Here is a 21741-nt window from a genome sequence, read left to right as displayed (position 1 = left end):
CCTGCCGGACATCTCCCCCACAAAGGGGAAGATTGGCAGTTTGCGCGCCTCGCTTCTTTCTACAACGACGGAGATTGGCGAAGGCCATCACGTCATCTGATCTCCCCCCTCGTGGGGGGCAGGCCAGAGGGGGGCGCCTCGCGCAAACGCGCGTCATGATGCTCCGCTTCGACAAGCTCGGCGTGGTCATTGCCGCGATTGCTGCCTATGCGGCGTTCGCCACTCCTTTCGCCACGTTCCGCGCCAATCGCATCGTGCCCGGCCAGGCGCGCTCGATCGTTGAGGCACTTCCCGCAATGGCCGGGCCGCTGCTTTTGGCCGTCATTGTCGCAGCCGCGCTTGTCGCGCTGCTGAAAACGCCGCTCGTCCTGCGCCTTGCCGCCAGCGTGATCACGCTGGCGGCTCTCGCGCTGTTGATCGGCGTCACCGGCACATTCCTGACCCCGGCAGGCAACACCTTCGCGCGCGTTTCGCCGGGCTCCGGGTTCTGGCTGCTGGTCTTCGCCTTTACCCTCCTGCTGGCCGACGTACTGACGAGAATGAACCTGTCTCCCTGGTCACGTGTCGGCGTGCTTGTCGTTGCCGCGCTCGCCATCGGACTGCTGCTGATATCGGGATCCTGGGACAGCCTTTCGATCCTCAAGGAGTATTTCAACCGTGCCGACAGTTTCTGGGCCGAGGGCGCCAAACATGTCACGCTGGCGCTCGGTTCGCTGGCGGCGGCGGTGATACTGGGCCTGCCGCTCGGCATCCTGTGCCATCGCGTCGAGCGCCTGCGCGCCGGCGTGCTCAACGTGCTCAACATCGTCCAGACCATTCCCTCGATCGCGCTGTTCGGCCTGCTCATCGCGCCGCTCGGCTGGGTGGCGGCGCATGTGCCGGGAACTGCCGCGCTCGGTATCCGCGGCATCGGAACGGCACCTGCGTTCGTGGCGCTGTTCCTCTATTCGCTGCTGCCGGTCGTCGCCAACACCGTAGTCGGCCTTGCGGGTGTGCCGCGTGCCGCCAATGACGCGGCGCGCGGCATGGGCATGACCGATCGCCAACGCCTGTTCGGCGTCGAGTTTCCGCTGGCTTTCCCTGTGATCCTCACCGGCATCCGCATAGTGCTTGTGCAGAACATCGGCCTTGCCACCATCGCCGCCCTGATCGGCGGCGGCGGCTTCGGCGTGTTCGTGTTCCAGGGCGTCGGCCAGACGGCGATGGACCTGGTGCTGCTTGGCGCCATGCCGACGGTCGCGCTCGCCTTCGCTGCCGCCATCATTCTCGACGCGGTGATCGAAATGACCTCAACCAAGCGCAGGGCGGACCCCGCATGATCGAGATCGAAGGCATTACCAAGCGCTACGATGCGACCACGGTGGTCGATGACGTCTCGATGATCATCGAGCCCCGCACGCTTTGCGTCATCGTCGGCACCTCGGGCTCCGGCAAGACGACGCTGCTTCGCATGATCAACCGGCTGGTCGAGCCGACTTCCGGCGTCATCAAGCTCGACGGCGCCGACAACCGCTCGGTGCCCGGCTACGAGCTGCGGCGCAGCATCGGCTACGCCATCCAGGGCCACGGCCTGTTCCCGCACCGAACGGTGGCGCAGAACATCGCCACCGTGCCGGTGCTGCTTGGGTGGGACAAGGATCGCATCAAGGCCCGCGTCGACGAACTGATGACGCTCTATCAACTCGACCCGCAGGCCTACGGCCCACGCTACCCGCACGAACTCTCCGGCGGCCAGCAGCAGCGCGTCGGCGTCGCTCGCGCGCTCGCGGCCGAACCCAATGTGCTGTTGATGGACGAGCCGTTCGGCGCGCTTGACCCGATCATCCGCACCAAGGCGCAGGAAGATCTGCTTGCGATCCAGAGGCGCTTCGGCACCACCATCATCCTCGTCACCCATGACATGGAAGAGGCCGTGCATATGGGCGACAAGATCGCCGTCATGGATGCCGGCAAGCTGGTACAATATGCCAGGCCGGCGGAGATACTGGCGAGGCCGGCGAGCGGCTTCGTCGAGACCCTGGTCGGCGCCAGCGAAAAACCGTTCCGGCTGCTGTCGCTCGGCCGCGTGCGCGACGCAGTCGAAAAGGGCGCGGCGGAAGGTGAGGCGATCCTCGGCGACGCTAGCCAGCGCGACGCGCTGGCCGAGCTTCTCTGGTCCGGCCGTCCGGCGCTGCCGGTCAAGGATGCCGACGGCAAGCCGCTCGGCCGCGTTACCGTCGACGGCTTGGTGAAGCGTGCGGCGAGGCCGGCATGAAGGCCTGGCTGCCGTTGCTGCTCAGGCTTGCGCTGGTGGTGCTGCTGGTCGCTTTCGTCACCAGTCCCGGCTGGTTCGAGCCGCTGCTCAAGCCGCTGACCGAGAACGGCGCGCCGGTGATCTACAATCAGGGCAGCCTGCTGACGCTGATGCTGCTGCACCTGCGCACCGTGCTGATCGCCACGCTCGCTGCCACCGTGGTGGCGGTCGCGCTCGCCATCCTGGTCACCAGGCCTGCCGGCGCCGAATTCCTGCCGCTGTCACGCAGCCTGGTCAATATCGGCCAGACTTTCCCGCCGGTGGCGGTGCTGGCGCTTGCCGTGCCGGCGGTCGGGTTCGGCGAGAAGCCGACGCTGATCGCATTGTTCCTCTATGGTTTGCTGCCGATCTTCGAGAACGCGCTGACCGGCCTGACGACGTTGCCCGGCAATGTCATGGAAGCGGCGCGCGGTGCCGGCATGACCGGTTGGCAAAGGCTGCTGAAGGTCGAATTGCCGCTCAGCGCGCCGGTCATCCTCGGCGGTATAAGGCTGTCGGTGGTTATCAGCCTCGCCACCGCCACCATTGGCTCGACGGTTGCAGCGAAGACGTTGGGCGAGGTGATCATTGCCGGGCTCTTGTCCAACAATCTCGCTTTCATCTTGCAGGGCGGCCTGATCGTCGCCGCCTTGGCCGTGCTGATCTATGACGGATTGTCGGCGGTCGAGCGCTATGCCGCGCGGCGCATGGGGCGCCAGGCCGAGTAGGCTTCCGTCCAGGTGCTCCGATCTTTCAACGTCCACTTGAACGGGCAGGGTGGTCGAGCGTCAGTTCGAGTTCGATGCCTTGCTCTTTGCAGATCCAGCGGCGGCAGATGACGGCAAAGTCGTGTTGTGTACCGGCTTTCACGAGCGAGACAAGATCACCCACGGCGCAATCGCTGCCGAGCTGCAGCGCCTCGATGGGTTCGGCGATGACTTGCTTGCCGGCATAATGTCTTGCGCTGGCCGTGAGCATAATCGACACCCGCCTGCCAGTTGCGCGATCTTCGGGACTCGGCGATTGATTGGGCCGATGCCCCGATCCTTCAGCAGGAGTTCTTGCCATGACCTTGCGCTTCTCCAAGATCGTCATGTGTCTCTGTCTGGCGGCTTTCGCCTTTCTTGTCGCTTTCGGCAACGTCACCGATTACGGCTCAAACTTCGCCTTTGTCCAGCACGTGCTGAGCATGGACACGACCTTTCCCGGCAACGCGCTGATGTATCGCTCGATCACCAACCCCTCGCTGTGGACGACGGGCTACTGGCTCATCATCGCCGGCGAGGCGCTGACCTGTCTGCTCTACCTGATCGCGGCCTGGAACCTGTGGCAAGCGCGCAATGCCAGCGGACAGGTTTTCAACGATGCCAAGAAATTCGCCGTTATCGCCGCGACGATGGGATTCCTGATCTGGTATCTTGGATTCATGGTGGTGGGCGGCGAGTGGTTCGCCATGTGGCAGTCGAGCATCTGGAACGGCCAACAGAAGGCATTCATGTTCTACATGACTATGCTGACGGTGCTGATCTTCGTCATTCAGCCAGACGGCGATCTGCGCCAGGCCTGACGGCTGATTGGCGATTTCAATCGATATAAAGCAGCAGCGGCATGGTGACACCTGCCGCTGTCCGGCTCTTTTGGGCGAAAGCCGGGCAAAAACCGAACAATATCTTGACGTTCGCGGCCCTGTTTCGCATACACCGCTGCGAAGAGGGGGATTCCGCGCACGGGATTCCGTCTTTGTCTCAACGGCCCAGGGAGGGGTTCTTTTGGGCCAGCAATCGAGGAAAACCCGGCAATGACCATAATTTCCGCCGTCATCGCCTGCGGCCTGCTTTCTGTCCTTTACGCCATCTGGGCGACACGTTCGGTCCTCGCTTCGGACCAGGGCAATGCACGCATGCAGGAAATCTCCGCAGCCATCCGCGAGGGCGCGCAAGCCTATCTGGCGCGCCAGTACACCACCATCGCCATCGTCGGCGTGGTCGTGCTGCTGCTCGCCTGGTGGCTGCTGTCCATGACCGCCGCGATCGGCTTCCTGATCGGGGCCGTGCTTTCGGGCGCGGCCGGCTTCATCGGTATGCATGTTTCGGTGCGGGCCAATGTTCGCACGGCACAGGCCGCCTCCAACAGCCTTGCCGCCGGCCTCGACATCGCCTTCAAGTCGGGCGCCATCACCGGTATGCTGGTTGCCGGGCTTGCCCTGCTTGGCGTGTCGATCTACTACCTGATCCTCACCCATTTCATGGGGCTTCAGCCCAATGACCGCGTCGTCATCGATTCGCTGGTCGCACTCGGCTTCGGCGCCTCGCTGATCTCGATCTTCGCCCGTCTCGGCGGCGGCATCTTCACCAAGGGCGCCGATGTCGGCGGCGATCTGGTCGGCAAGGTCGAAGCCGGTATTCCCGAGGACGACCCGCGCAACCCCGCCACCATCGCCGACAATGTCGGCGACAATGTCGGCGACTGCGCCGGCATGGCCGCCGACCTGTTCGAGACCTATGCGGTCACAGTCGTCGCCACCATGGTTCTGGGCGCCATCTTCTTTGGCGGCACCGCCATTCTGGGTGCGGCGATGCTCTATCCGCTCGCCATCTGCGGCGCCTGCATCCTGACCTCGATCGTCGGCACTTTCTTCGTCAAGCTCGGCTCCAACGGCTCGATCATGGGCGCGCTCTACAAGGGCCTGATCGTCACCGGCCTGTTGTCCATCGTGGGCCTGGGCGTGGCCACCTCGGCCACGCTCGGCTGGGGCGAGGTCGGCACCGTCGCCGGCATGGTCATCACCGGCAAGAACCTGTTCATCTGCGGCCTGATCGGCCTCGTGGTGACCGGTCTCATCGTCGTGATCACCGAGTACTACACCGGCACCAACAAGCGTCCGGTCAACTCGATCGCCCAGGCGTCGGTGACCGGGCACGGTACCAACGTCATCCAGGGCCTTGCGGTCTCTCTGGAATCGACGGCACTGCCGGCCATCGTCATCGTCGGCGGCATCATCTCGACCTATCAGCTCGCCGGCCTTTACGGCACGGCGATCGCCGTCACCACCATGCTCGGCCTTGCCGGCATGATCGTCGCGCTCGATGCCTTCGGCCCGGTCACCGACAATGCCGGCGGCATCGCCGAAATGGCCGGCCTGCCCAAGGAAGTGCGCCACTCCACCGACGCGCTCGACGCGGTCGGCAACACCACCAAGGCGGTGACCAAGGGCTATGCCATCGGTTCGGCGGGCCTCGGCGCGCTGGTGCTGTTCGCGGCCTATTCGAACGACCTGAAATTCTTTGCCGCCAATGGCGACAAATACCCCTACTTCCAGGGCATGGGCGAGGTCTCCTTCGATCTTTCCAACCCCTACGTCGTCGCCGGCCTGATCTTCGGCGGCTTGATCCCGTATCTGTTCGGTGGCATCGCCATGACGGCCGTCGGCCGCGCGGCGGGCGCCATCGTCGAGGAGGTGCGCAAGCAGTTCCGTGACGACCCGGGCATCATGGCCGGCACGTCCAAGCCGAACTATGCGCGCGCGGTCGATCTTCTGACCAAGGCGGCGATCCGGGAAATGATTATCCCGTCGCTGCTGCCGGTGCTGGCGCCGCTCGTCGTCTATTTCGGCGTGCTGCTGATCTCGGGCTCGAAAGCATCGGCCTTTGCGGCTCTCGGCGCCTCGCTGCTCGGCGTCATCGTCAACGGCTTGTTCGTCGCCATCTCGATGACTTCGGGCGGCGGCGCCTGGGACAACGCCAAGAAGTCGTTCGAGGACGGTTTCACCGACAAGGACGGCGTCAAGCACCTGAAGGGTTCCGAGGCGCACAAGGCCTCGGTGACCGGCGATACGGTCGGCGATCCTTACAAGGACACCGCCGGCCCGGCGGTCAACCCGGCGATCAAGATCACCAACATCGTGGCGCTCCTGCTGCTGGCGGTGCTGGCGCACGGCTGAGCGGCAAAGCGTTGAAAGCCCGCGGGGAGCAATCCCCGCGGGTTTTTATTTGACGGCGGTTTCGGAAAGTGGAAAAGCGAATTTCAACGGCTGCGTCCGCGTCCTGCCGTGGCTGGCTGCCCATCGCCGGCGAGCCGGCCTCTCCCGCTCCACAAAAACCCGCGGGATCGCTCCCACGGGTTTTTGGTCGCCTGAGATGCTGCTGCCTTCCCCGAGGGAAGGCGGTCTGAGATCAGGGAGTGCCGCCGGGAATGCCGGGCGCCAGCTTGCTGGCGCCGTTGATGATCTGGCTGAGGAAGTTCTGGTCCTTGCCGCCAGTCGGCGTGGTGCGCGATATGAAATCGAAGATCTTGCCATCCTTCAGGCCGTAATTGGCGATCTGGGTGACCCGCCCATCGGCCCCGAAATAGACCGCCAGCACATGCTGATCGATCAGTCGCGGCTTGTCGAAGGCGACGTAGCGCTTGCGAGTCTGCGAGATGTAATAAAAGGCCTCATTGTCGAAGGTCGCCGTCGTCGAGGGCGTGCCGAGCGCGAGCAGCACCTGCTCGCGGCTCGAGCCGACCGGCACCGAATCGATCGCCTGCTGATCGATGACATACCCCTGCGTCAGCGTTTCGCTGGGGTTCAGATCGCCGATCATCTTGGAACTGTTGCAGGCCGAAAGCGCCGCAATGATGGCCAGCAGCGAGATCGCGCCAGCGGGCCTGGAAGAGAAGGTCGACTTGAAATTCAGCGCGCGCAACAACAATTCTCCATTATATCGCCGCAACTTGCGCTGGGCCGCAAAACCGGTAAACCAGCTTGCTTGCCGATGCAACAAGGCCAATTCAACAAACGGTCCCCGGAGACCATCCCCATGTTCCAGCGCCTTTTTGGTCGCGAACGCCACGCCAACCGCGCCATCACCGACGCGCTTTACGCACAAATCGTGGCGGCCGCGCGGCAGACCGTATTTTATTCCCACTGGAATGTGCCGGACACGCCACTTGGCCGTTTCGAGATGCTGTCGCTGCACATGTTCCTGGTCCAGCACCGGCTGCGTGGCGAAGACGGCGTGGCGCAGGAGATCGCTCAGGTGCTGATCGACGAGTTTTTCCTGGACGTCGACCATTCGCTGCGGGAACTCGGCATTGGTGACGTCGGAGTGCCCAAGCGCATGAAAAAGCTGGCGAAGATGTTTTATGGCCGCACCGCCGCCTATGACGACGCATTGGAGCGCAATGATCATGATGGGCTCACCGCCGCCCTTGCACGCAATATCCGGCCCGATGCTGTGGCCTGGGCGGAAGCGTTGCGACTGTCCGACTATGTCGCCGATGCCCGCAACCGGCTGGCCGCGCAGCCGTGCCGGGCGATCGTCTCCGGCACAGTGACCTTTCCGCTCGCCCAGGAGGCAGATCGATGAAGCACGCCGATCCGCAAAGCCCGGTGTCGTTTTTTGCCAACGTCGCCCGCCTGCCGCAGAAGGGCCTGCCGGTGGTCATCGAGGCCGACGCCACGCAGCGCGCGAAACTCGCCGAGGAGCACAGCTTGCTCTCGGTCGAAGCCTACCGCGCCGAGTTCCTGGTGACGCCGTGGAAACGCAATGGTGTGAAGGTCAGCGGCCGGGTCGAGGCCCACATCACCCAAGCCTGTATCGTCACGCTCGATCCGGTCGGAGCGAATATCGACGAATCATTCGAGGCTCTGTTCCTGCCCGAGGACTCCAAGCTTGGACGACAGGGTTTCGAAGGCGGCGGCGAGATCCTGCTCGACGCGGATGGACCTGACAGTCCCGAAACATTTTCAGGCGACACGATCGATGTCGGCGCACTCGCCGAGCAGTTCTTCGGATTGGCCATCGATCCTTATCCGCGCAAGCCGGGTGCGACGCTTGATGCCGGCGGCGAGGCCGAACCGGTGGAGAATGAATTTCAGCAGAAACTGCGGTCGCTGCTGGGAAAATCCTGAAAACCTCGCCCGCGACGGAAAAGTCGGTTGTGCGAATGTCCAAAACCGCTATTTTCGCCGAACCTTCGCGATCACTAAAACGATCCGCCGCCTAAGCAAAACCGTGAGATGAATACCGCGTGATCAGGATTTCCATCGATGCCATGGGCGGCGATCACGGACCAGCCGTGGTCATTCCGGCGCTCATGACCGTCGCGACCCGCCGTCCCGACGTTCGCTTCGTCATCTACGGGCGGGAGGAGGCCGTACGGCCCGAACTGGCCAAATTTCCCAAGCTGGCCGGTGTGAGTGAATTCTTCCATTGCGAGGTGGCCGTCAGGATGGACGACAAGCCGAGCCAGGCGCTGCGCCATGGCCGCTGGAAGTCATCGATGTGGAAGGCTGTCGAGGCGGTCAAGTCGGGCACGGCGGACGCGTGCGTCTCGGCCGGCAACACCGGCGCGCTGATGGCGATGTCGAAATTCTGCTTGCGCACCATGGCTACCATAGACCGCCCGGCGATCGCGGCACTTTGGCCGACGCTGCGCGGCGAAAGCGTAGTCCTCGACGTCGGCGCCACCATTGGCGCGGATGCGCACCAGCTCATCGATTTTGCCATCCTTGGAACCGGCATGGCCCGATCGGTCTTCGGCGTCTCGCGGCCCAGTGTCGGCCTGCTCAATGTCGGGGTCGAGGAGATCAAGGGCCAGGAAGAGGTCAAGGAGGCTGGGCGCATGCTGCGTGAAGCCAATATGGCCTCGATGAACTATCACGGTTTCGTCGAGGGCGACGACATCGGCAAGGGCGTGGTCGACGTCGTCGTCACCGAAGGCTTCGCCGGCAACATCGCCCTGAAGACGGCGGAAGGCACGGTGCGCCAGATTGGCGGTTACCTGCGAGCGGCGATGAGCCGTACACTGATGGCCAGGATCGGGTATATCTTCGCCAAGGGTGCGTTCGATCGCCTGCGCGAGAAAATGGATGTGGGCCGCTCCAATGGCGGCGTTTTCCTCGGGCTGAACGGCATTGTGGTCAAAAGCCACGGCGGCGCCGATTCGGATGGTTTCGCCGCCGCCATCGAACTCGGCTACGACATGGTGCGCAACAATCTGCTCGACCGCATCGAGGCCGACCTGGACTTGTTCCATGCGCGCAATCCGCATGCCCAGACATCTAGGAAATCCGACGTCGTCAGCGACGCAAAGGAATAGGAAAGAACTTTGATCAGATCAGTCGTGCGCGGCATGGGCGCCGCGCTGCCCCGCCGCATCATGAAGAATGCCGACTTTGAAGGCATGGTCGAAACCTCGGACGAGTGGATCGCCCAGCGCACCGGGATCCGCCAGCGCCATATCGCGGCCGACGACGAGACGACCGCTTCGCTGGGTGAGGCGGCGGCGCGCGTAGCGCTCGCCGATGCCGGTCTGACACCCGGAGACATCGACCTGATCGTGCTGGCGACCTCGACGCCCAACAACACTTTTCCGGCCACAGCCGTCGAGATCCAGAACCGGCTCGGCATGCATCACGGCTTTGCCTTCGACCTGCAAGCGGTGTGTTCGGGCTTCGTCTATGCGGTAACCACGGCCGACCTCTATATTCGCGGCGGCTTGGCCAAGCGCGTGCTGGTGATCGGCTCGGAAACCTTTTCGCGCATCCTCGACTGGACCGATCGCTCGACCTGCGTTCTGTTCGGCGACGGCGCCGGTGCCCTGGTTCTTGAAGCCGGCGAGGGGGATGGCAGCATTGCCGACCGCGGCGTGCTGGCGATGAGCCTGCGCTCCGACGGCGCGCACAAGGACAAGCTCTTTGTCGACGGCGGGCCTTCGACGACGGGAACGGTCGGCTATCTCAGGATGGAAGGCCGCGAGGTCTTCAAGCATGCGGTGGGCATGATCACCGACGTCATCGAGGCGACGTTCTCGCAGGCCGGCATCACCGCCGACGACCTCGACTGGTTCGTGCCGCATCAGGCCAATAAACGGATCATTGACGCTTCCGCCAAGAAGCTCGGGATAGCCGAGCAAAAGGTGGTGGTGACGGTCGATCTGCACGGTAACACCTCGGCTGCTTCCGTGCCGCTGGCGCTTTCTGTGGCTGTTGCCGATGGCCGCATCAAAAAGGGCGACCTGGTGCTTCTGGAAGCGATGGGCGGCGGCTTCACCTGGGGCGCGGTTCTGCTTCGCTGGTAAGTGCCGAACGGTCCGGTTCGGTCCTTGACCTTGCCGGATCAATTACTTAGGCTCTGCCGCTGTTGTGTCGATTTTATGTTTTGAGCTGATGGGACGGTCGCATGGGGGGAAAGACACTTACGCGCGCCGACCTTGCCGAAGCCGTTTACCGCAAGGTAGGTTTGTCGCGCACTGAATCGGCCGAACTCGTCGAGGCGGTGCTGGACGAGATCTGCGAGGCGATCGTCCGTGGCGAGACGGTGAAACTGTCGTCTTTCGCGACATTCCACGTCCGCTCCAAGAACGAGCGCATCGGGCGCAATCCCAAGACCGGCGAAGAAGTGCCGATCCTGCCGCGCCGGGTGATGACCTTCAAGTCGTCGAACGTGCTGAAGAACCGCATTTTGCGTTCCCACCAGAGCGGCAAGGCAAAGGGCGGCAAGTAGGCTCGCTCCAAATGCACGGTTGAAAACAGGCCTTGCGATCATGCCGGGCTTGAATATTGCCTCACAAACCGCTGAAATGAGACCCGATTCGGCAACATGGCCGGATTGGTGTTCCGCGTGATCGTTACGCGCAGCCGGAATGAGCTCCCCTCCTGTCGAGGGAATCCCATTCGAACGCCGGTTCCCATGTCCCGGGATCATGCTCCAGTGTGAGGATTTCGCCCATGGACAAGAGCCCTGACGCCTTTCGCACCATCAGCGAGGTCGCCGAAGACCTCGATCTGCCGCAGCACGTGCTGCGCTTCTGGGAAACGCGTTTCAACCAGATCAAGCCGATGAAACGCGGAGGCGGCCGCCGTTACTACCGGCCGCAGGATGTCGAACTGATCAAGGGCATCCGCCATATGCTCTACGAGCAGGGCTACACCATCAAGGGCGTGCAGAAGCTGTTGCGTGAAAACGGCAACCATTTCCTGGTTGCCATCGGCAATGGCGACATGGCCGCCGTCGAGGCGATCTCGCAACGAAAGCAGGCCGATCAGGTGCCGTTGACGGCGGCAGCGCAGCCGCGCGGCGGAGATGACGAACTGGTTGGCCAGCCGAGGGTCAAGCCCAGCCGCCGTTTCTTCGGCCTTGGCAAGAGCGACGAGGAAGGCCCGGTCCAGCCGGACGCTTCGAAACTGTCGCGCGACAACCGCGCGCTGTTGCAGGAAGCGTTGTTCGACCTGCTCGAATGCAAGCGCCTCCTCGACCAGGTGCGCTGACGGGCAACCGGCCGGCGCCTGAAGACCGGGAACCCGCCTTTGGGTGATGCGTTACATTTCCTTGAGCAAGACAAGGCTTGAGCAGACAAGGAAACGCACCATGGCATCATTCTCGACCCTCTCGGACGTCGATCTCGACAAGCGGGTCGCTGCACTCTCCAGGGAACTGGCGGCCCTGAAGAAGGCCGTGTCCAGGCGGGGCGGCGCTTATTACGAAGGCGGTCGCGACGCGGCGCTTGACACGTATTCCGACCTTGCGGAACGTCTGCACGATGCGATGCCGGCGATCCGCGAACGAGGCAGGGCGATCGAGAAATCAGCCCGCGAGCATCCGGCGACGGCCGCCGCCATAGGTCTCGTGGTGGTTGGCCTGGTCGCCAGTCTGCTGTTCAGCCGGCGCTGACTTTATTTCACACCACTCGAAAGACGGCCTCGCCACAACCGCCGAAGGGCGATTCATGTCGCGCGAAAGTGCACCCAGTTTGGGACAGCGGCGCCTTCGGGCGCCGCGAAGAAAGAACCCTTCAACCAGTTTGTCGGTCTGTATAACGAACAGGGGATTTTTCCTCAGAGCAGACGCTCCTTGTAGCTCGGGCTCCGCGGGAATCGCACTGATACGGCCCGTGTCCGGAGGAAACCAAGAGGAGACCGGCTTCGAACGAGAGGCCAAAACCGATCTTCTCATTGGCAATCGGTTAAGCTCAGGCCTTCTTGCCCATAACCTTGTGGTGGTGGTGATGATGGTAGTGGTGACTGCGATGGTGCTTGCGATGGTGACGGTGATGCTTGTGCATCGGCGCCGCATCAGCGCTGGTTGCGCCCAGGATTGGCATGGTGAATGCAAGTGCAATTGCAAGCCCGAGGGCCGAGAGGAGGGACTTCTTCATGGATATTTTCCTTTTTTCGCAGGCAATCTGAATCAGGCCAACAGCCTGTTCGCCGCGAGCGGGATTACGCTCCCGTTTTTTTTCGTCAGTATTTCCCGAATATAGAATTTTGTTTCTGGAATGTGTCTGGCGGCGCAGGCTGTGGGCTCCGCCGACAGGCTGAGCTCACAGTGCCGATGAGCGGGAGAAATTTCGGTACGAGGCCGCAGATCCAACCGGCTTATTTACATGGGCGGGACCACGCCATTGTTGCCGACCACGACGCGGTTGGCACTCAGCGTGCCGTCGGCGCCGCGCGTCGCGGTGACCACGACGGGCGCTCCGGGCTTGAGATCGGCCGGCACGGCCGGCGCAAAGGTGACGACCGGCGTCTTGTCGGGGATTGAGATCTTCTTTGTCTGGCCGTTGTCATAGGTCAGCGTCACCGCGCGGCCATTCACCTCGGTCACGTCGGCGACGGTGCCGTTGGTCATGCGGCTGTTGGGCTTGAGGTCCCAGGCGCGGTCGCCTTCGCCCGTGCCTTTCAAGGCAGCGGGAAACACCACGACCTCGAGCGCACCGCTGCCGCCGTCGGCCTTCGACACGGACGCTATGCCGAGGAAATCGCCGAGCTTGATGTCCTTTACCGACGCGCCCGCAACGCCCGATATCTTCCATCCGGCGGCTAGCTTGACCTTATCCATGCCACCCTGGCGGTTTTTCACCGTCAACTGGGATTGATCGGAACTGGCCACGACGCCGCGCACGCGCACCGTGTCTGCCGCCGGCGCGCTGGTTGCAGCAATGCCAAGGCTGGAAAGCGTGCCGAGCACGATCATGATTGTCCGCAATTTCATCGCATCGATCCTTTCGCAAAAATGATAGCCGCGCCGGCAACGGTCTTGGGTCTCGCGCCGGCGCAATTGAAACAACGAACAGGGTGTCAAAATTGTCGAGCGACGAGGGGATCAGGCGTTCAAAAGAACTTGATCGAGAAAGGCTGCGAGCGACGTAAGCCACACCCCGGTTCACGATGCTGTGACGGCCAGTTTGTGACTTGGCAAATCACCCGCAAGCGGGCATGTTCTCGCCGTCTCAGGCAACACCATTTTCATCAAACTCTTTCAGCCAACGGAGTTGCCAATGCCATACAGTGCAAAGCGCGAACCCCTCCCGGAACTGGTTGCCAGCGAAGCCGGGCAAGGCCATAGCGCCCTCAGAACGATTCGGGAAACCAAGGGATACAGTGTCGAGGAGCTGTCCCTGACAACCGGTCTGGCGGTCGACGAAATCGAGGATATCGAGAACGGCAGGACGGCCGATCCGTCGAAGCTCCGCCGTATTGCGTCGGCGCTTCGGCTTCCTCAGGAGGCGCTGCTCGGCACGGCCGCGCAGGCGCGGGCTGCGCAAGACCGCCCCGCGCTGTAAGGGCCAGTGCCAAGCATGTTCGAAAACCCGCCGGGGATCTTGGCGGGTTTTCTGTTTGCCGTGACTGAAGGCTTGCCTGCTTACCCTTGGCACGTGTTTATGGACGCGCCGGCTAGCTTGCTGCTTCGTCATGCCGATCCGCGGGGTTTCGATGAGCCTGGAATCCGTTCGTGCCTTTTTCGCCGGCAAGGCGCCCGATATCGACGTGATCGTGACCGAGGCGAGTTCGGCGACCGTAGCATTGGCTGCGCAGGCGCACGGCGTGTTGCCGGCGCAGATCGCAAAGACGATCTGCCTTCGCGTCGGCGAACGCACCATGCTGGTCGTGACCAGCGGCACCGCCAGGCTGGACAATCGCAAGTTCAAGGATCGATTCGGCAGCAAGCCGCGCATGCTGGAGACCGCCGAGGTTGTCGAGGCAACCAGCCATCCGGTCGGCGGTGTCTGCCCGTTCGGTCTGCCGACGCCGCTGCCGGTCTATTGCGACGTGTCGCTGCGCGGTTTCGAAGAGGTCGTGCCCGCCGCCGGCGCCACCAACGCGGCGGTGCGTATCGCGCCGCAACGCATGGCTGATCTCACCGACGCCGAATGGGTCGATGTCTGCCAGGGGTAGATGGCAATCGATAAGACGGACTGTGGGGGAAGTCCTTGTTTAGAATGGTCGGAGTGGCCGGATTCGAACCGACGACCCCTTGACCCCCAGTCAAGTGCGCTACCGGGCTGCGCTACACTCCGGACCGGTCGCGATGTATCGTGATAACCCCGCTCGGGTCAACCGAAATTCGGCGCTTTTCGCGCCCGTGTGGATGCGATGGCTGTTGAATCCGGCATCGCCATCCGTAACTGCCGCTGGTAGCGGTGTTCCAGTGCGATCGCCCCCCAGACCAATCCAAGCAGCAGGTAGACATGGCGCCAATGGTCGATGTCGATGAAGGTTCCGAGTCCGATATTGCCGATGAAGGCGACATAGGCGCACAGGAGATAGGGCTGCCATGGCCGGTCGCGCAGCAGGATGCGGAATCCCGCACCTATCGTCCAGATGACGAGCGTCAGGAACGATACGAAGCCGAGCCAGCCATAGTCCATCAGCATCTTCAGCCAGATGTCGTGGGTGTCCTCGCCGAAGATGGTGCCGAACACCAGCGGTCCGATGCCGAACGGATGCTCCATCGCCATCTGGAAGCCGATCGCATAGCGGGCGAAGCGGCCGAGGCGGGCGGTGTCGTAGCTTTGTTCGAGATGGGCACGGTTGGAGAACATCTCCGCCACGCCGGGCAGTTGCAGGATGACGATCATGGCGATCGTCAGCAGCGACAATGCCGCAATGGTCATCACCACCACGCGCAGCCTGAACATGCCGCTGTTGCTCTGCAGGAACAGACAGCCGGTGAGCAGAACGGCAGAGACGGCAAACATGCCCCAGGCGCCGCGCGAGAAGGAGAAGAAGATGCCTGATGTGATGATGAGCAGCGGCATCGCCAGCAGCGGCATGCGCGAGACGGGCCCGGTCAGCAGCAGATAGAGCAGATAGATGCCGGGTAGAACCAGGAATGGCCCGAACACGTTCGGGTCCTGGAAGGCGCCCGCGGCGCGGTCGTATTTGGTGAACATCTCCGCGCCCGGGAAGGCATGGAAATAGCCTGCTATGCCGAGCAGCGACGTCATCACCGCGGATATGACATAGGCAATGAAGATCAGCCGGTAGAGGCTCGGCTGCGTGGCGGTGACCGATGCGAAGAACACCGCGCTGAAAGCGAGAAACAGCGACACTGAAAGGTAGAGCGGTGTGTTGGCGAGGTCCGACATCTGCGTCATGGCGATCATGCCGCCGATATTCATCGTCACCAGAAGCACCAGCAGCGGCGCGGCCGCGCGCGAAATCCTCAAACCGAAAAGCGCCCAGATGGCAATCAGGCCGGCCATGTAGATTTCGTATGGGGCCGGCTCGCTGATGACGAAGCCGGAAAGCAGGATGCCGAGCCCGACCGCGCCCGAGGAAATCAGCGCGATCAGCTTGGCGTTGACCGCCGCGCGCGGCAGGTCATGGGTGACCGCGCTCAATAGGCGTTTTCCGTGTTGAGCAGCCGGATCGGCGTCAGGAACAGGATCCGCAGGTCGAACAGCATCGACCAGTTCTCGATGTAGTAGAGGTCGTATTCCGTCCGCATGCGGATCTTCTCGTTGGTGTCCATCTCGCCGCGCCAGCCATTGATCTGGGCCCAGCCGGTGACGCCGGGCTTGACCTTGTGGCGGGCGAAATAGCCGTCGACCACTTCGTTGTAGAGCAGGTTGTGCGACTGCGCGGCAATCGCGTGCGGGCGCGGGCCGACCAACGACAGCGAACCCAGCAGCGAATTGAAGAACTGCGGCAGTTCGTCAATCGAGGTCTTGCGAATGAAGCGGCCGACACGGGTGACGCGCGGATCGTTCTTGGTGACCGTCTGCTTGGCGGTCGGGTCCGACCGGTCGGCATACATCGAGCGGAATTTGTAGACCTCGATCACCTCATTGTTGAAACCATGCCGCTTCTGGCGAAACAGCACCGGTCCCTTGCTGTCGAGCTTGATGGCGATTGCTGTCGCCAGCATCACCGGCGAGAACACGACGATGCCGATCAGGCTGAAAACGATGTCGAAGGCGCGCTTGGCCACCGAATCCCAGTCGTTGATCGGCTTGTCGAAGATGTCGAGCATCGGCACGGAGCCGATGTAGGAATAGGCGCGGGGACGAAACTGCAGCGCGTTGGAATGCGCCGACAGCCGGATATCGACCGGCAGCACCCACAGCTTCTTCAGCAATTGCAGCACGCGCGATTCGGCGGTCAGCGGCAGCGACACGATCAGCATGTCGATGCGGGCGATGCGGGCGAATTCGATCAGCTCCGAGATTGTGCCCAGCTTGGGATAGCCGGCAACGATAGGCGGCGAGCGTTTGTCGCTGCGATCGTCGAAGATGCCGCATATGCGGATGTCGTTATAGGGCTGCCTCTCGACCGAGCGGATCAGGACCTCCGCTGCCTTGCCGCCGCCGACGATGACGGCGCGCCGCTCCATGTGGCCGTCGCGCGCCCAGCGCCGGATCAGCTTCGACATCACCAGCCGCAGGCCGAAGATGAGAATGAAACCGACGGCGAACCAGGTGCCGAACAGCAATCGTGAATAGTTTTCAGATATCTTCATCACGAATGCCGTCAGCGCCATGAGGGCGAACGTGCCGGCCCAGACCAGCAGCAAACGTCCAAAATTGGCGATCGGCCGCATGAGCGAGACGATCTGGTAGCAATCGGTGACGTCGAGCAGCACCACTGCAAGGAACGACGCGGCGGCGATCGTCAGCGGATATTGCCAGGCGAAATAGTTGAAGAAGCCGACAAAGTAGAAATAGACGCCGAGCCCGGAAAGAAACAGCACTGCGAACTCGACCATCCGCAGGACGCCGCTGACCATGATGGGCGACATCGTATCGCGCCGGTATTGCGAGGCGACCTGACGGGCGACATCATTCATGCCGCCCGGCATGCCGCCATCGGTCGGGGTGTCGAGTTTGCGCACAGCCTCTGCCGAAAAGCGGTGCACGGGATCGATCTCGTTCATGGGGTTTCCGCAAGCTTCCCCCAGGCAATAGCAAAAGAGAGCTAAGAAACCCTTGAAACAACGCGTGGCTTTGGAAGGGCTTGGGACGGTGGTCTATTTGGCCAGCGCCGCGAAATACGCCTTCTCGATCTCGGCGGCCATGACATCGGCTCCGAAGCGTGCCTCCAGATCGGCGTGATCGGGCATCAGTTTTCGATAGGCGGCGGGATCGGCCAGCGCTTCGGCCATCTTGTCGGCAAGTTGCAGCGGATCAGGCCTGATCAGGGCAGGGGATTCGGCGCCGAAAATCTCCGGTATGCCGCCGACGGCCGTGGCGATCATCGGTTTCCCCGCCGCAAGCGTCTCCAGCACGACATAGGGCAATGCTTCGGCGCGCGAGGGAACGACGACCAGTGCGGCCAGCGCAAAGGCATCCCTGGCCGGCATAGGCGGCAGGAAACGCACGTTGCCGTCGAGCCCGAGCCGCCTCACTTGCGCGCGGTAGCGAGGCAGGTTGTCGCCGTCGCCCACCATGACCGCGCCCAGCGGGCGTCCGAGCCGTGTCCCGGCAAGGGCCAGCGCGTCGATGAAGATGTCGGGTCCCTTGAGGTCACGCATCATGCCGATGTAGAGCAGGTCCACCGTTCCAGGCTTCTCCGGAACGGGATCGAACTCGGCCGCGCGCAGGCCATTGTAGACCAGCGCGTTCGGAACGGGCGCCTCGCCGACCTTCCTGCGATAGGTGCGTCGCTCATAGTCCGAGACGAACAGCAGACAGTCGGTGAAGTGAGCCATGGATCGCTCGAGCGCGAAGAACAGCTTTCCCGTGAACGTGCTCTCGTCATAGTGGAGAGAACCGCCATGCGGCGAATAAAGGCGGGCCACGCGAGACCTTGATACCCGCAACAATGAGCCGAACAGACGGGCATAGGCGCCACCTTTGGCGCCGTGCCCGTGCAGCACGTCCGGCCGCAATTCCTTGATGATCCCGTAGGTGCGCCAGGCCGAGGCGAGATCGCCCAGTCCGACATGGCGCTGCATCGGCGTGCGATGGATGCCGAGCGCCAGCATGGCCTTCATCCGATCGAACAGGCGCTCCTCGAATTCCCCGCCTGTGGTCGAATCGCACACGATGCCGACCGAATGGCCGGCGGCGACCTGAGCTTCCGCGAGGTCCCGCACATGCCGAAAGATCCCCCCGACAGGTGAACGAAAGCAATGGACGATCCTGAGTTTGTCCGCCACGTGTGTTCGTCAGAACAGACGTTCGCGCACATAGACGGTATCTCCGGGCAGCAGCGGGTCTGACGTGACAACCCGGCCGGTCATCACCTTGCCGTTGATATCTCGGGTGATGTCGACGCTTTCCTGGTTGGCGCGCGGCGTGAAGCCGCCGGCAATGGCGACGGCTTTCTGAACGGTGAGGCCGGGCACATAGGAATACTGGCCGGCGGCTCCCACTTCGCCCATGACGAAGATAGGCCTGTAGCGGTCGATCTCGACGGAAACGTCAGGGTCGCGCAAATAGCCCTGGCGCAGTTTGTCGGCGATTTCCTTTTCCATCTGCTGGGCGGTGTGGCCGCGCGCCGGCACGGCGCCGACCAGCGGGAACGAGAGATAGCCGGACTGATCGACACTATAGGTGTTGGTCAACCCGTCCTGCTCGAACACGGTGACGCGGACGCGGTCACCGGCGCCCAGGCGATAGGGTTGATCGAGCACCGCATGGAAAGCGGCCGGTGTCGGCCGGTAGCTGGAGCAGCCGGCAAGCATCGACACGGCAAGCAGCGCGCGAAAAAGGGAAGCAGTGCTTTTCATGACAGGACACATACCTTCGACTGGCCGCTGCGGCGTCGCAGCAAACATCTGAGAGCGCGTCCGTTATCGTCCTGTTAGGGTTAATGGCCGGTAAAGGGCCCGATCGATACGGCACCGATCGGCAGGAGTTTTACAACTTTGACGGTTTTGCTTGGCGCCTGCCAGTAAGTCCTGACGGAAGCTTCCTGTGATCTTAACGGCTGAGTTACCATAGTTGTTTACGGTGCATGCGATCCGTATCGGAGTAGGATGCATGTCCGTTCAGTCCACGGCCGCAGACGTTGACGTCGATCTCAGGCAGCTCTTCGCCAGCCTGGCGAGGAACTGGCTGCGAATATTGGTCGTCTCCCTGGTGGTTACCGGGTTGGCGTTTGCGCTCGCTTCGCTGGCAACCAAGCACTACAAGGCCCAGACGCAGGTTCAGATCGATACGCGTGAATCCGTCTACACGCGCCCGGCCGGCAGCAATGACAGCGACAAGCCTATCCTCGATGAGCAAGGCGTCGCCACCCAGGTCCAGATCATTTCGTCCAACGAAATCCTCAAGCAGGTAGCGCAGAAGCTTGATCTGTCGCGATTGCACGAATTCGATGAAACTGTCGATATGTCGCCTCTCAGCCGCCTGCTGATCCTGGTGGGGTTGAAGAACGATCCCATGGATATCCCGGTCGACGAACGCGTCCTGAAGAAGATGCGCGAGAAGCTCAACGTCTATGGGGTTGAAAAGACGCGTATCATCGCCATCGAGTTCTCTTCGGAAGATCCCAAGCTCGCGGCTGCTATCCCCGATGCCATTGCCGCCGCCTACATTGCAGGGCAGGGCGCGGCCAAGCTCGAATCCAACACCGCCGCCGCGGACTTCCTGGCTCCCGAGATCGCCGATTTGCAGAAGCAGGTCAGGGATGCCGAGGCCAAGGTCGCCGCCTATCGCGCCCAGTCGGACCTTCTGGTGGGCGGCAACAATTCTGTGCTCGCCACCCAACAACTGGCCGAACTGTCGACCGAATTGTCGCGGGTGCGGGCCAACCGCGCCGCAGCGGAAGGCACCGCCGAAAGCGTGCGCAAGGCGCTGCAGAACGGCGGTTCGCTGGATTCGCTGCCCGAAGTGCTGTCGTCCGATCTCATTCAGCGCTTGCGCGAGCGGCAGGTCGAGCTGCGCGCCAACATCGCTGACCTGTCGACCACGCTGCTCGACAATCATCCGCGCATTCGCGCGGCAAAATCGCAACTGGCCGATCTCGACGCGCAGATCCGCAGCGAAGCTCAGAAGGTCATGAAGGGCCTGGCGATGCAGGCCGATGCCGCCAAGGCACGTGAGAGCCAGCTCGTCGCCGACGTCAACACGCTGAAGGCGGCTGCGGCGGAGGCGGGCGAACAGCAAGTCGGTCTCGATGCGCTGCAGCGTGATGCTGCCGCCAAGCGCCAGCAGCTCGAACTTTACCTGACCAACTACCGCGAGGCGGCTTCGCGCCAGGATCGCAACTACGTGCCGGTCGACGCACGTGTCATCTCGAAGGCCGTGGTGCCTTCCGAGGCCTACTTCCCCAAGATCGGGCCGATCGTCGGTGCTGCTTTTGCCGCCTCGGTTTTGCTCATGTCGGTGTTCACGCTGCTGCGCGAACTCTTTTCCGGCCGCGCCATGCGCCCCGCCAGTGGCGCTCGCTTCGAGCCGATCGACGAGGTGGCGATGCCGGTCGCGGCCAGGGAACCGACGATCATTCCGGAGCTCGGGCCTAAGCACCACGCCGAGAAAGCGGCAGAACCGGAGATGATGGCGGAACCGGATCTGCCCTCGCCGGCGGAACCTGCCACAGAGGTCGAAGCCGCCGCTGGCGCCCCGGTCGCCGAAACCGCTCCTGTCGCCGAGGCCGTCCCGGTCGCCAAAACCAGGCCGCGTTCGGTGCTGGGCGAGATCGACGTCGAAAAAGCGGCGGAAAAGCTGATCGCAAGCGGCGCCGCGCGCGCCATCTTCGTGTCACCGGAAGGTGACGAGGCGGCCGCGTCCGCGATCCTGGTGGCGCGCGAGGTCTCCGACGCCGGGCTGCGCGTGCTGCTGCTCGACCTCACGGCTTCCGGCGCCGCCTCGCGGCCGATGCTCGACAGCGGGCTGTTCCCGGGCATCACCAACCTGCTCGCGTCGCAGGCGCAGTTCAGCGAGGTCATCCACCCCGACCTCTATTCCGACTGCCATGTCATTCCCGTCGGCACCGCCGATCCGGTTCGCGCCATGCGCGCCGCCGACCGCTTACCCATCATCATGCAATCGCTGACCACCGCCTATGACCTTGTGGTGGTCGAATGCGGGCCCGCCGACGCGCAAGGGATCAGCCGGCTGGGTGGCGAGGCGACCGAGGTGTTCCTCTCCATGCTGGAGCCGGATGATGAGGTGACGCAGGCCGCCGTCAAGCTGATCGAGAATGGCTATCCGGAGTTGACGCTGGTGACCCCGATCGGCCACGAACCGCCGGGCACCCCGGTGCCGGGAAGGCGCTCGGCGGCTTGAGTCCGTCGAGGGAGCGTGCGGTCATCACG

At 62.9% G+C, this 21741-nt stretch carries 23 protein-coding genes and 1 tRNA gene; 15 read left to right on the top strand and 9 right to left on the bottom strand.

The window, feature by feature from the left end:
• Positions 1 to 155: 155 nt before the first annotated feature.
• The 3 genes from FJ964_RS03465 to FJ964_RS03455 are packed head-to-tail and all read left to right on the top strand — an operon-like array spanning position 156 to position 3000.
• Positions 156 to 1319 (top strand): ABC transporter permease, encoded by a 1164-nt coding sequence (locus FJ964_RS03465; RefSeq protein ID WP_140549078.1) that lies wholly within the window; start codon positions 156 to 158, stop codon positions 1317 to 1319.
• Positions 1316 to 2254, top strand: coding sequence for an ABC transporter ATP-binding protein (locus FJ964_RS03460; RefSeq protein WP_140549077.1), 939 nt, complete (start codon positions 1316 to 1318; stop codon positions 2252 to 2254). The genes FJ964_RS03465 and FJ964_RS03460 overlap by 4 nt, the downstream gene beginning before the upstream one ends.
• Complete coding sequence (locus FJ964_RS03455) at positions 2251 to 3000, top strand: ABC transporter permease (RefSeq protein ID WP_140549076.1); 750 nt, start codon at positions 2251 to 2253, stop codon at positions 2998 to 3000. The genes FJ964_RS03460 and FJ964_RS03455 overlap by 4 nt, the downstream gene beginning before the upstream one ends.
• A 25-nt stretch (positions 3001 to 3025) precedes the next feature.
• On the opposite strand, the gene FJ964_RS03450 is transcribed toward FJ964_RS03455, so the two are convergent.
• Positions 3026 to 3367, bottom strand: coding sequence for a hypothetical protein (locus tag FJ964_RS03450; RefSeq protein ID WP_224713231.1), 342 nt, complete (start codon positions 3365 to 3367; stop codon positions 3026 to 3028).
• Between FJ964_RS03450 and FJ964_RS03445 the strand changes: the two genes are divergently transcribed.
• The gene (locus tag FJ964_RS03445; RefSeq protein ID WP_140549074.1) at positions 3339 to 3839 is read left to right on the top strand and encodes a DUF2165 domain-containing protein; all 501 of its coding nucleotides are present in this window, start codon (positions 3339 to 3341) and stop codon (positions 3837 to 3839) included. The genes FJ964_RS03450 and FJ964_RS03445 overlap by 29 nt on opposite strands.
• Positions 3840 to 4070: 231 nt before the next feature.
• Positions 4071 to 6212, top strand: a complete 2142-nt coding sequence (locus FJ964_RS03440) for a sodium-translocating pyrophosphatase (RefSeq protein ID WP_140549073.1) — start codon at positions 4071 to 4073, stop codon at positions 6210 to 6212.
• A gap of 232 nt (positions 6213 to 6444) precedes the next feature.
• On the opposite strand, the gene FJ964_RS03435 is transcribed toward FJ964_RS03440, so the two are convergent.
• On the bottom strand, positions 6445 to 6957 hold the full coding sequence (locus tag FJ964_RS03435) for an outer membrane protein assembly factor BamE (protein ID WP_140549072.1): 513 nt from the start codon (positions 6955 to 6957) through the stop codon (positions 6445 to 6447).
• A 114-nt stretch (positions 6958 to 7071) separates the two neighbouring features.
• On the opposite strand from FJ964_RS03435, the gene FJ964_RS03430 reads away from it, so the two are divergent.
• From FJ964_RS03430 to FJ964_RS03400, 7 genes are all read left to right on the top strand, one after another.
• Complete coding sequence (locus FJ964_RS03430) at positions 7072 to 7620, top strand: ubiquinol-cytochrome C chaperone family protein (RefSeq protein WP_140549071.1); 549 nt, start codon at positions 7072 to 7074, stop codon at positions 7618 to 7620.
• Positions 7617 to 8165, top strand: coding sequence for a DUF177 domain-containing protein (locus FJ964_RS03425; RefSeq protein WP_140549070.1), 549 nt, complete (start codon positions 7617 to 7619; stop codon positions 8163 to 8165). Before FJ964_RS03430 ends, FJ964_RS03425 begins: the two co-directional genes overlap by 4 nt.
• Positions 8166 to 8284: 119 nt before the next feature.
• The gene (plsX, locus tag FJ964_RS03420) at positions 8285 to 9355 is read left to right on the top strand and encodes a phosphate acyltransferase PlsX (RefSeq protein WP_140494009.1); all 1071 of its coding nucleotides are present in this window, start codon (positions 8285 to 8287) and stop codon (positions 9353 to 9355) included.
• A 9-nt stretch (positions 9356 to 9364) separates the two neighbouring features.
• On the top strand, positions 9365 to 10336 hold the full coding sequence (locus FJ964_RS03415) for a beta-ketoacyl-ACP synthase III (RefSeq protein ID WP_140549069.1): 972 nt from the start codon (positions 9365 to 9367) through the stop codon (positions 10334 to 10336).
• Between the two features lie 101 nt (positions 10337 to 10437).
• Complete coding sequence (locus tag FJ964_RS03410) at positions 10438 to 10761, top strand: integration host factor subunit alpha (protein WP_140494007.1); 324 nt, start codon at positions 10438 to 10440, stop codon at positions 10759 to 10761.
• A 224-nt stretch (positions 10762 to 10985) separates the two neighbouring features.
• A complete protein-coding gene (locus FJ964_RS03405; RefSeq protein WP_140549068.1) occupies positions 10986 to 11525 on the top strand; it encodes a MerR family transcriptional regulator in 540 nt (179 codons plus the stop codon).
• 100 nt (positions 11526 to 11625) lie between these two features.
• On the top strand, positions 11626 to 11928 hold the full coding sequence (locus FJ964_RS03400; protein ID WP_140549067.1) for a hypothetical protein: 303 nt from the start codon (positions 11626 to 11628) through the stop codon (positions 11926 to 11928).
• 298 nt (positions 11929 to 12226) lie between these two features.
• On the opposite strand, the gene FJ964_RS03395 is transcribed toward FJ964_RS03400, so the two are convergent.
• Positions 12227 to 12412, bottom strand: coding sequence for a hypothetical protein (locus tag FJ964_RS03395; RefSeq protein ID WP_140549066.1), 186 nt, complete (start codon positions 12410 to 12412; stop codon positions 12227 to 12229).
• A gap of 224 nt (positions 12413 to 12636) precedes the next feature.
• Entirely contained in the window at positions 12637 to 13248 is a 612-nt protein-coding gene (locus FJ964_RS03390; RefSeq protein WP_181172346.1) for a hypothetical protein, read from the bottom strand.
• 286 nt (positions 13249 to 13534) lie between these two features.
• Here FJ964_RS03390 and FJ964_RS03385 point away from each other — a divergent pair, with 286 nt between their 5' ends.
• Together FJ964_RS03385 and FJ964_RS03380 are read left to right on the top strand one after the other, a co-directional pair.
• Positions 13535 to 13819, top strand: coding sequence for a helix-turn-helix transcriptional regulator (locus FJ964_RS03385; RefSeq protein WP_140549065.1), 285 nt, complete (start codon positions 13535 to 13537; stop codon positions 13817 to 13819).
• A gap of 151 nt (positions 13820 to 13970) precedes the next feature.
• Positions 13971 to 14432 (top strand): YbaK/EbsC family protein, encoded by a 462-nt coding sequence (locus FJ964_RS03380; RefSeq protein WP_140549064.1) that lies wholly within the window; start codon positions 13971 to 13973, stop codon positions 14430 to 14432.
• Between the two features lie 45 nt (positions 14433 to 14477).
• On the opposite strand, the gene FJ964_RS03375 is transcribed toward FJ964_RS03380, so the two are convergent.
• The 5 genes from FJ964_RS03375 to FJ964_RS03355 all read right to left on the bottom strand — a co-directional run bounded on the left by FJ964_RS03375 (position 14478) and on the right by FJ964_RS03355 (position 19209).
• Positions 14478 to 14554, bottom strand: a tRNA-Pro gene (locus FJ964_RS03375).
• Between the two features lie 36 nt (positions 14555 to 14590).
• On the bottom strand, positions 14591 to 15880 hold the full coding sequence (locus tag FJ964_RS03370; protein ID WP_140549063.1) for an O-antigen ligase family protein: 1290 nt from the start codon (positions 15878 to 15880) through the stop codon (positions 14591 to 14593).
• The gene (locus FJ964_RS03365) at positions 15877 to 17412 is read right to left on the bottom strand and encodes an undecaprenyl-phosphate glucose phosphotransferase (RefSeq protein ID WP_140549062.1); all 1536 of its coding nucleotides are present in this window, start codon (positions 17410 to 17412) and stop codon (positions 15877 to 15879) included. Before FJ964_RS03365 ends, FJ964_RS03370 begins: the two co-directional genes overlap by 4 nt.
• Before the next feature lie 93 nt (positions 17413 to 17505).
• Complete coding sequence (locus tag FJ964_RS03360) at positions 17506 to 18636, bottom strand: glycosyltransferase family 4 protein (RefSeq protein WP_140549061.1); 1131 nt, start codon at positions 18634 to 18636, stop codon at positions 17506 to 17508.
• Positions 18637 to 18645: 9 nt separating this feature from the next.
• Positions 18646 to 19209 carry a polysaccharide biosynthesis/export family protein gene (locus FJ964_RS03355; protein WP_140549060.1) on the bottom strand — a complete coding sequence of 188 codons (564 nt, stop codon included), beginning with the start codon at positions 19207 to 19209 and terminating at the stop codon, positions 18646 to 18648.
• A 253-nt stretch (positions 19210 to 19462) separates the two neighbouring features.
• Between FJ964_RS03355 and FJ964_RS03350 the strand changes: the two genes are divergently transcribed.
• On the top strand, positions 19463 to 21712 hold the full coding sequence (locus tag FJ964_RS03350; RefSeq protein WP_140549059.1) for an exopolysaccharide transport family protein: 2250 nt from the start codon (positions 19463 to 19465) through the stop codon (positions 21710 to 21712).
• Positions 21713 to 21741: the final 29 nt, after the last annotated feature.

Origin of the sequence: Mesorhizobium sp. B2-3-2, from assembly GCF_006442295.1 — a bacterium.
In the GTDB taxonomy this organism is placed as follows: domain Bacteria; phylum Pseudomonadota; class Alphaproteobacteria; order Rhizobiales; family Rhizobiaceae; genus Mesorhizobium.
The sequence above is the reverse complement of the archived record's forward strand: the minus strand, read 5'-3'. Positions and strand labels throughout refer to the sequence as shown.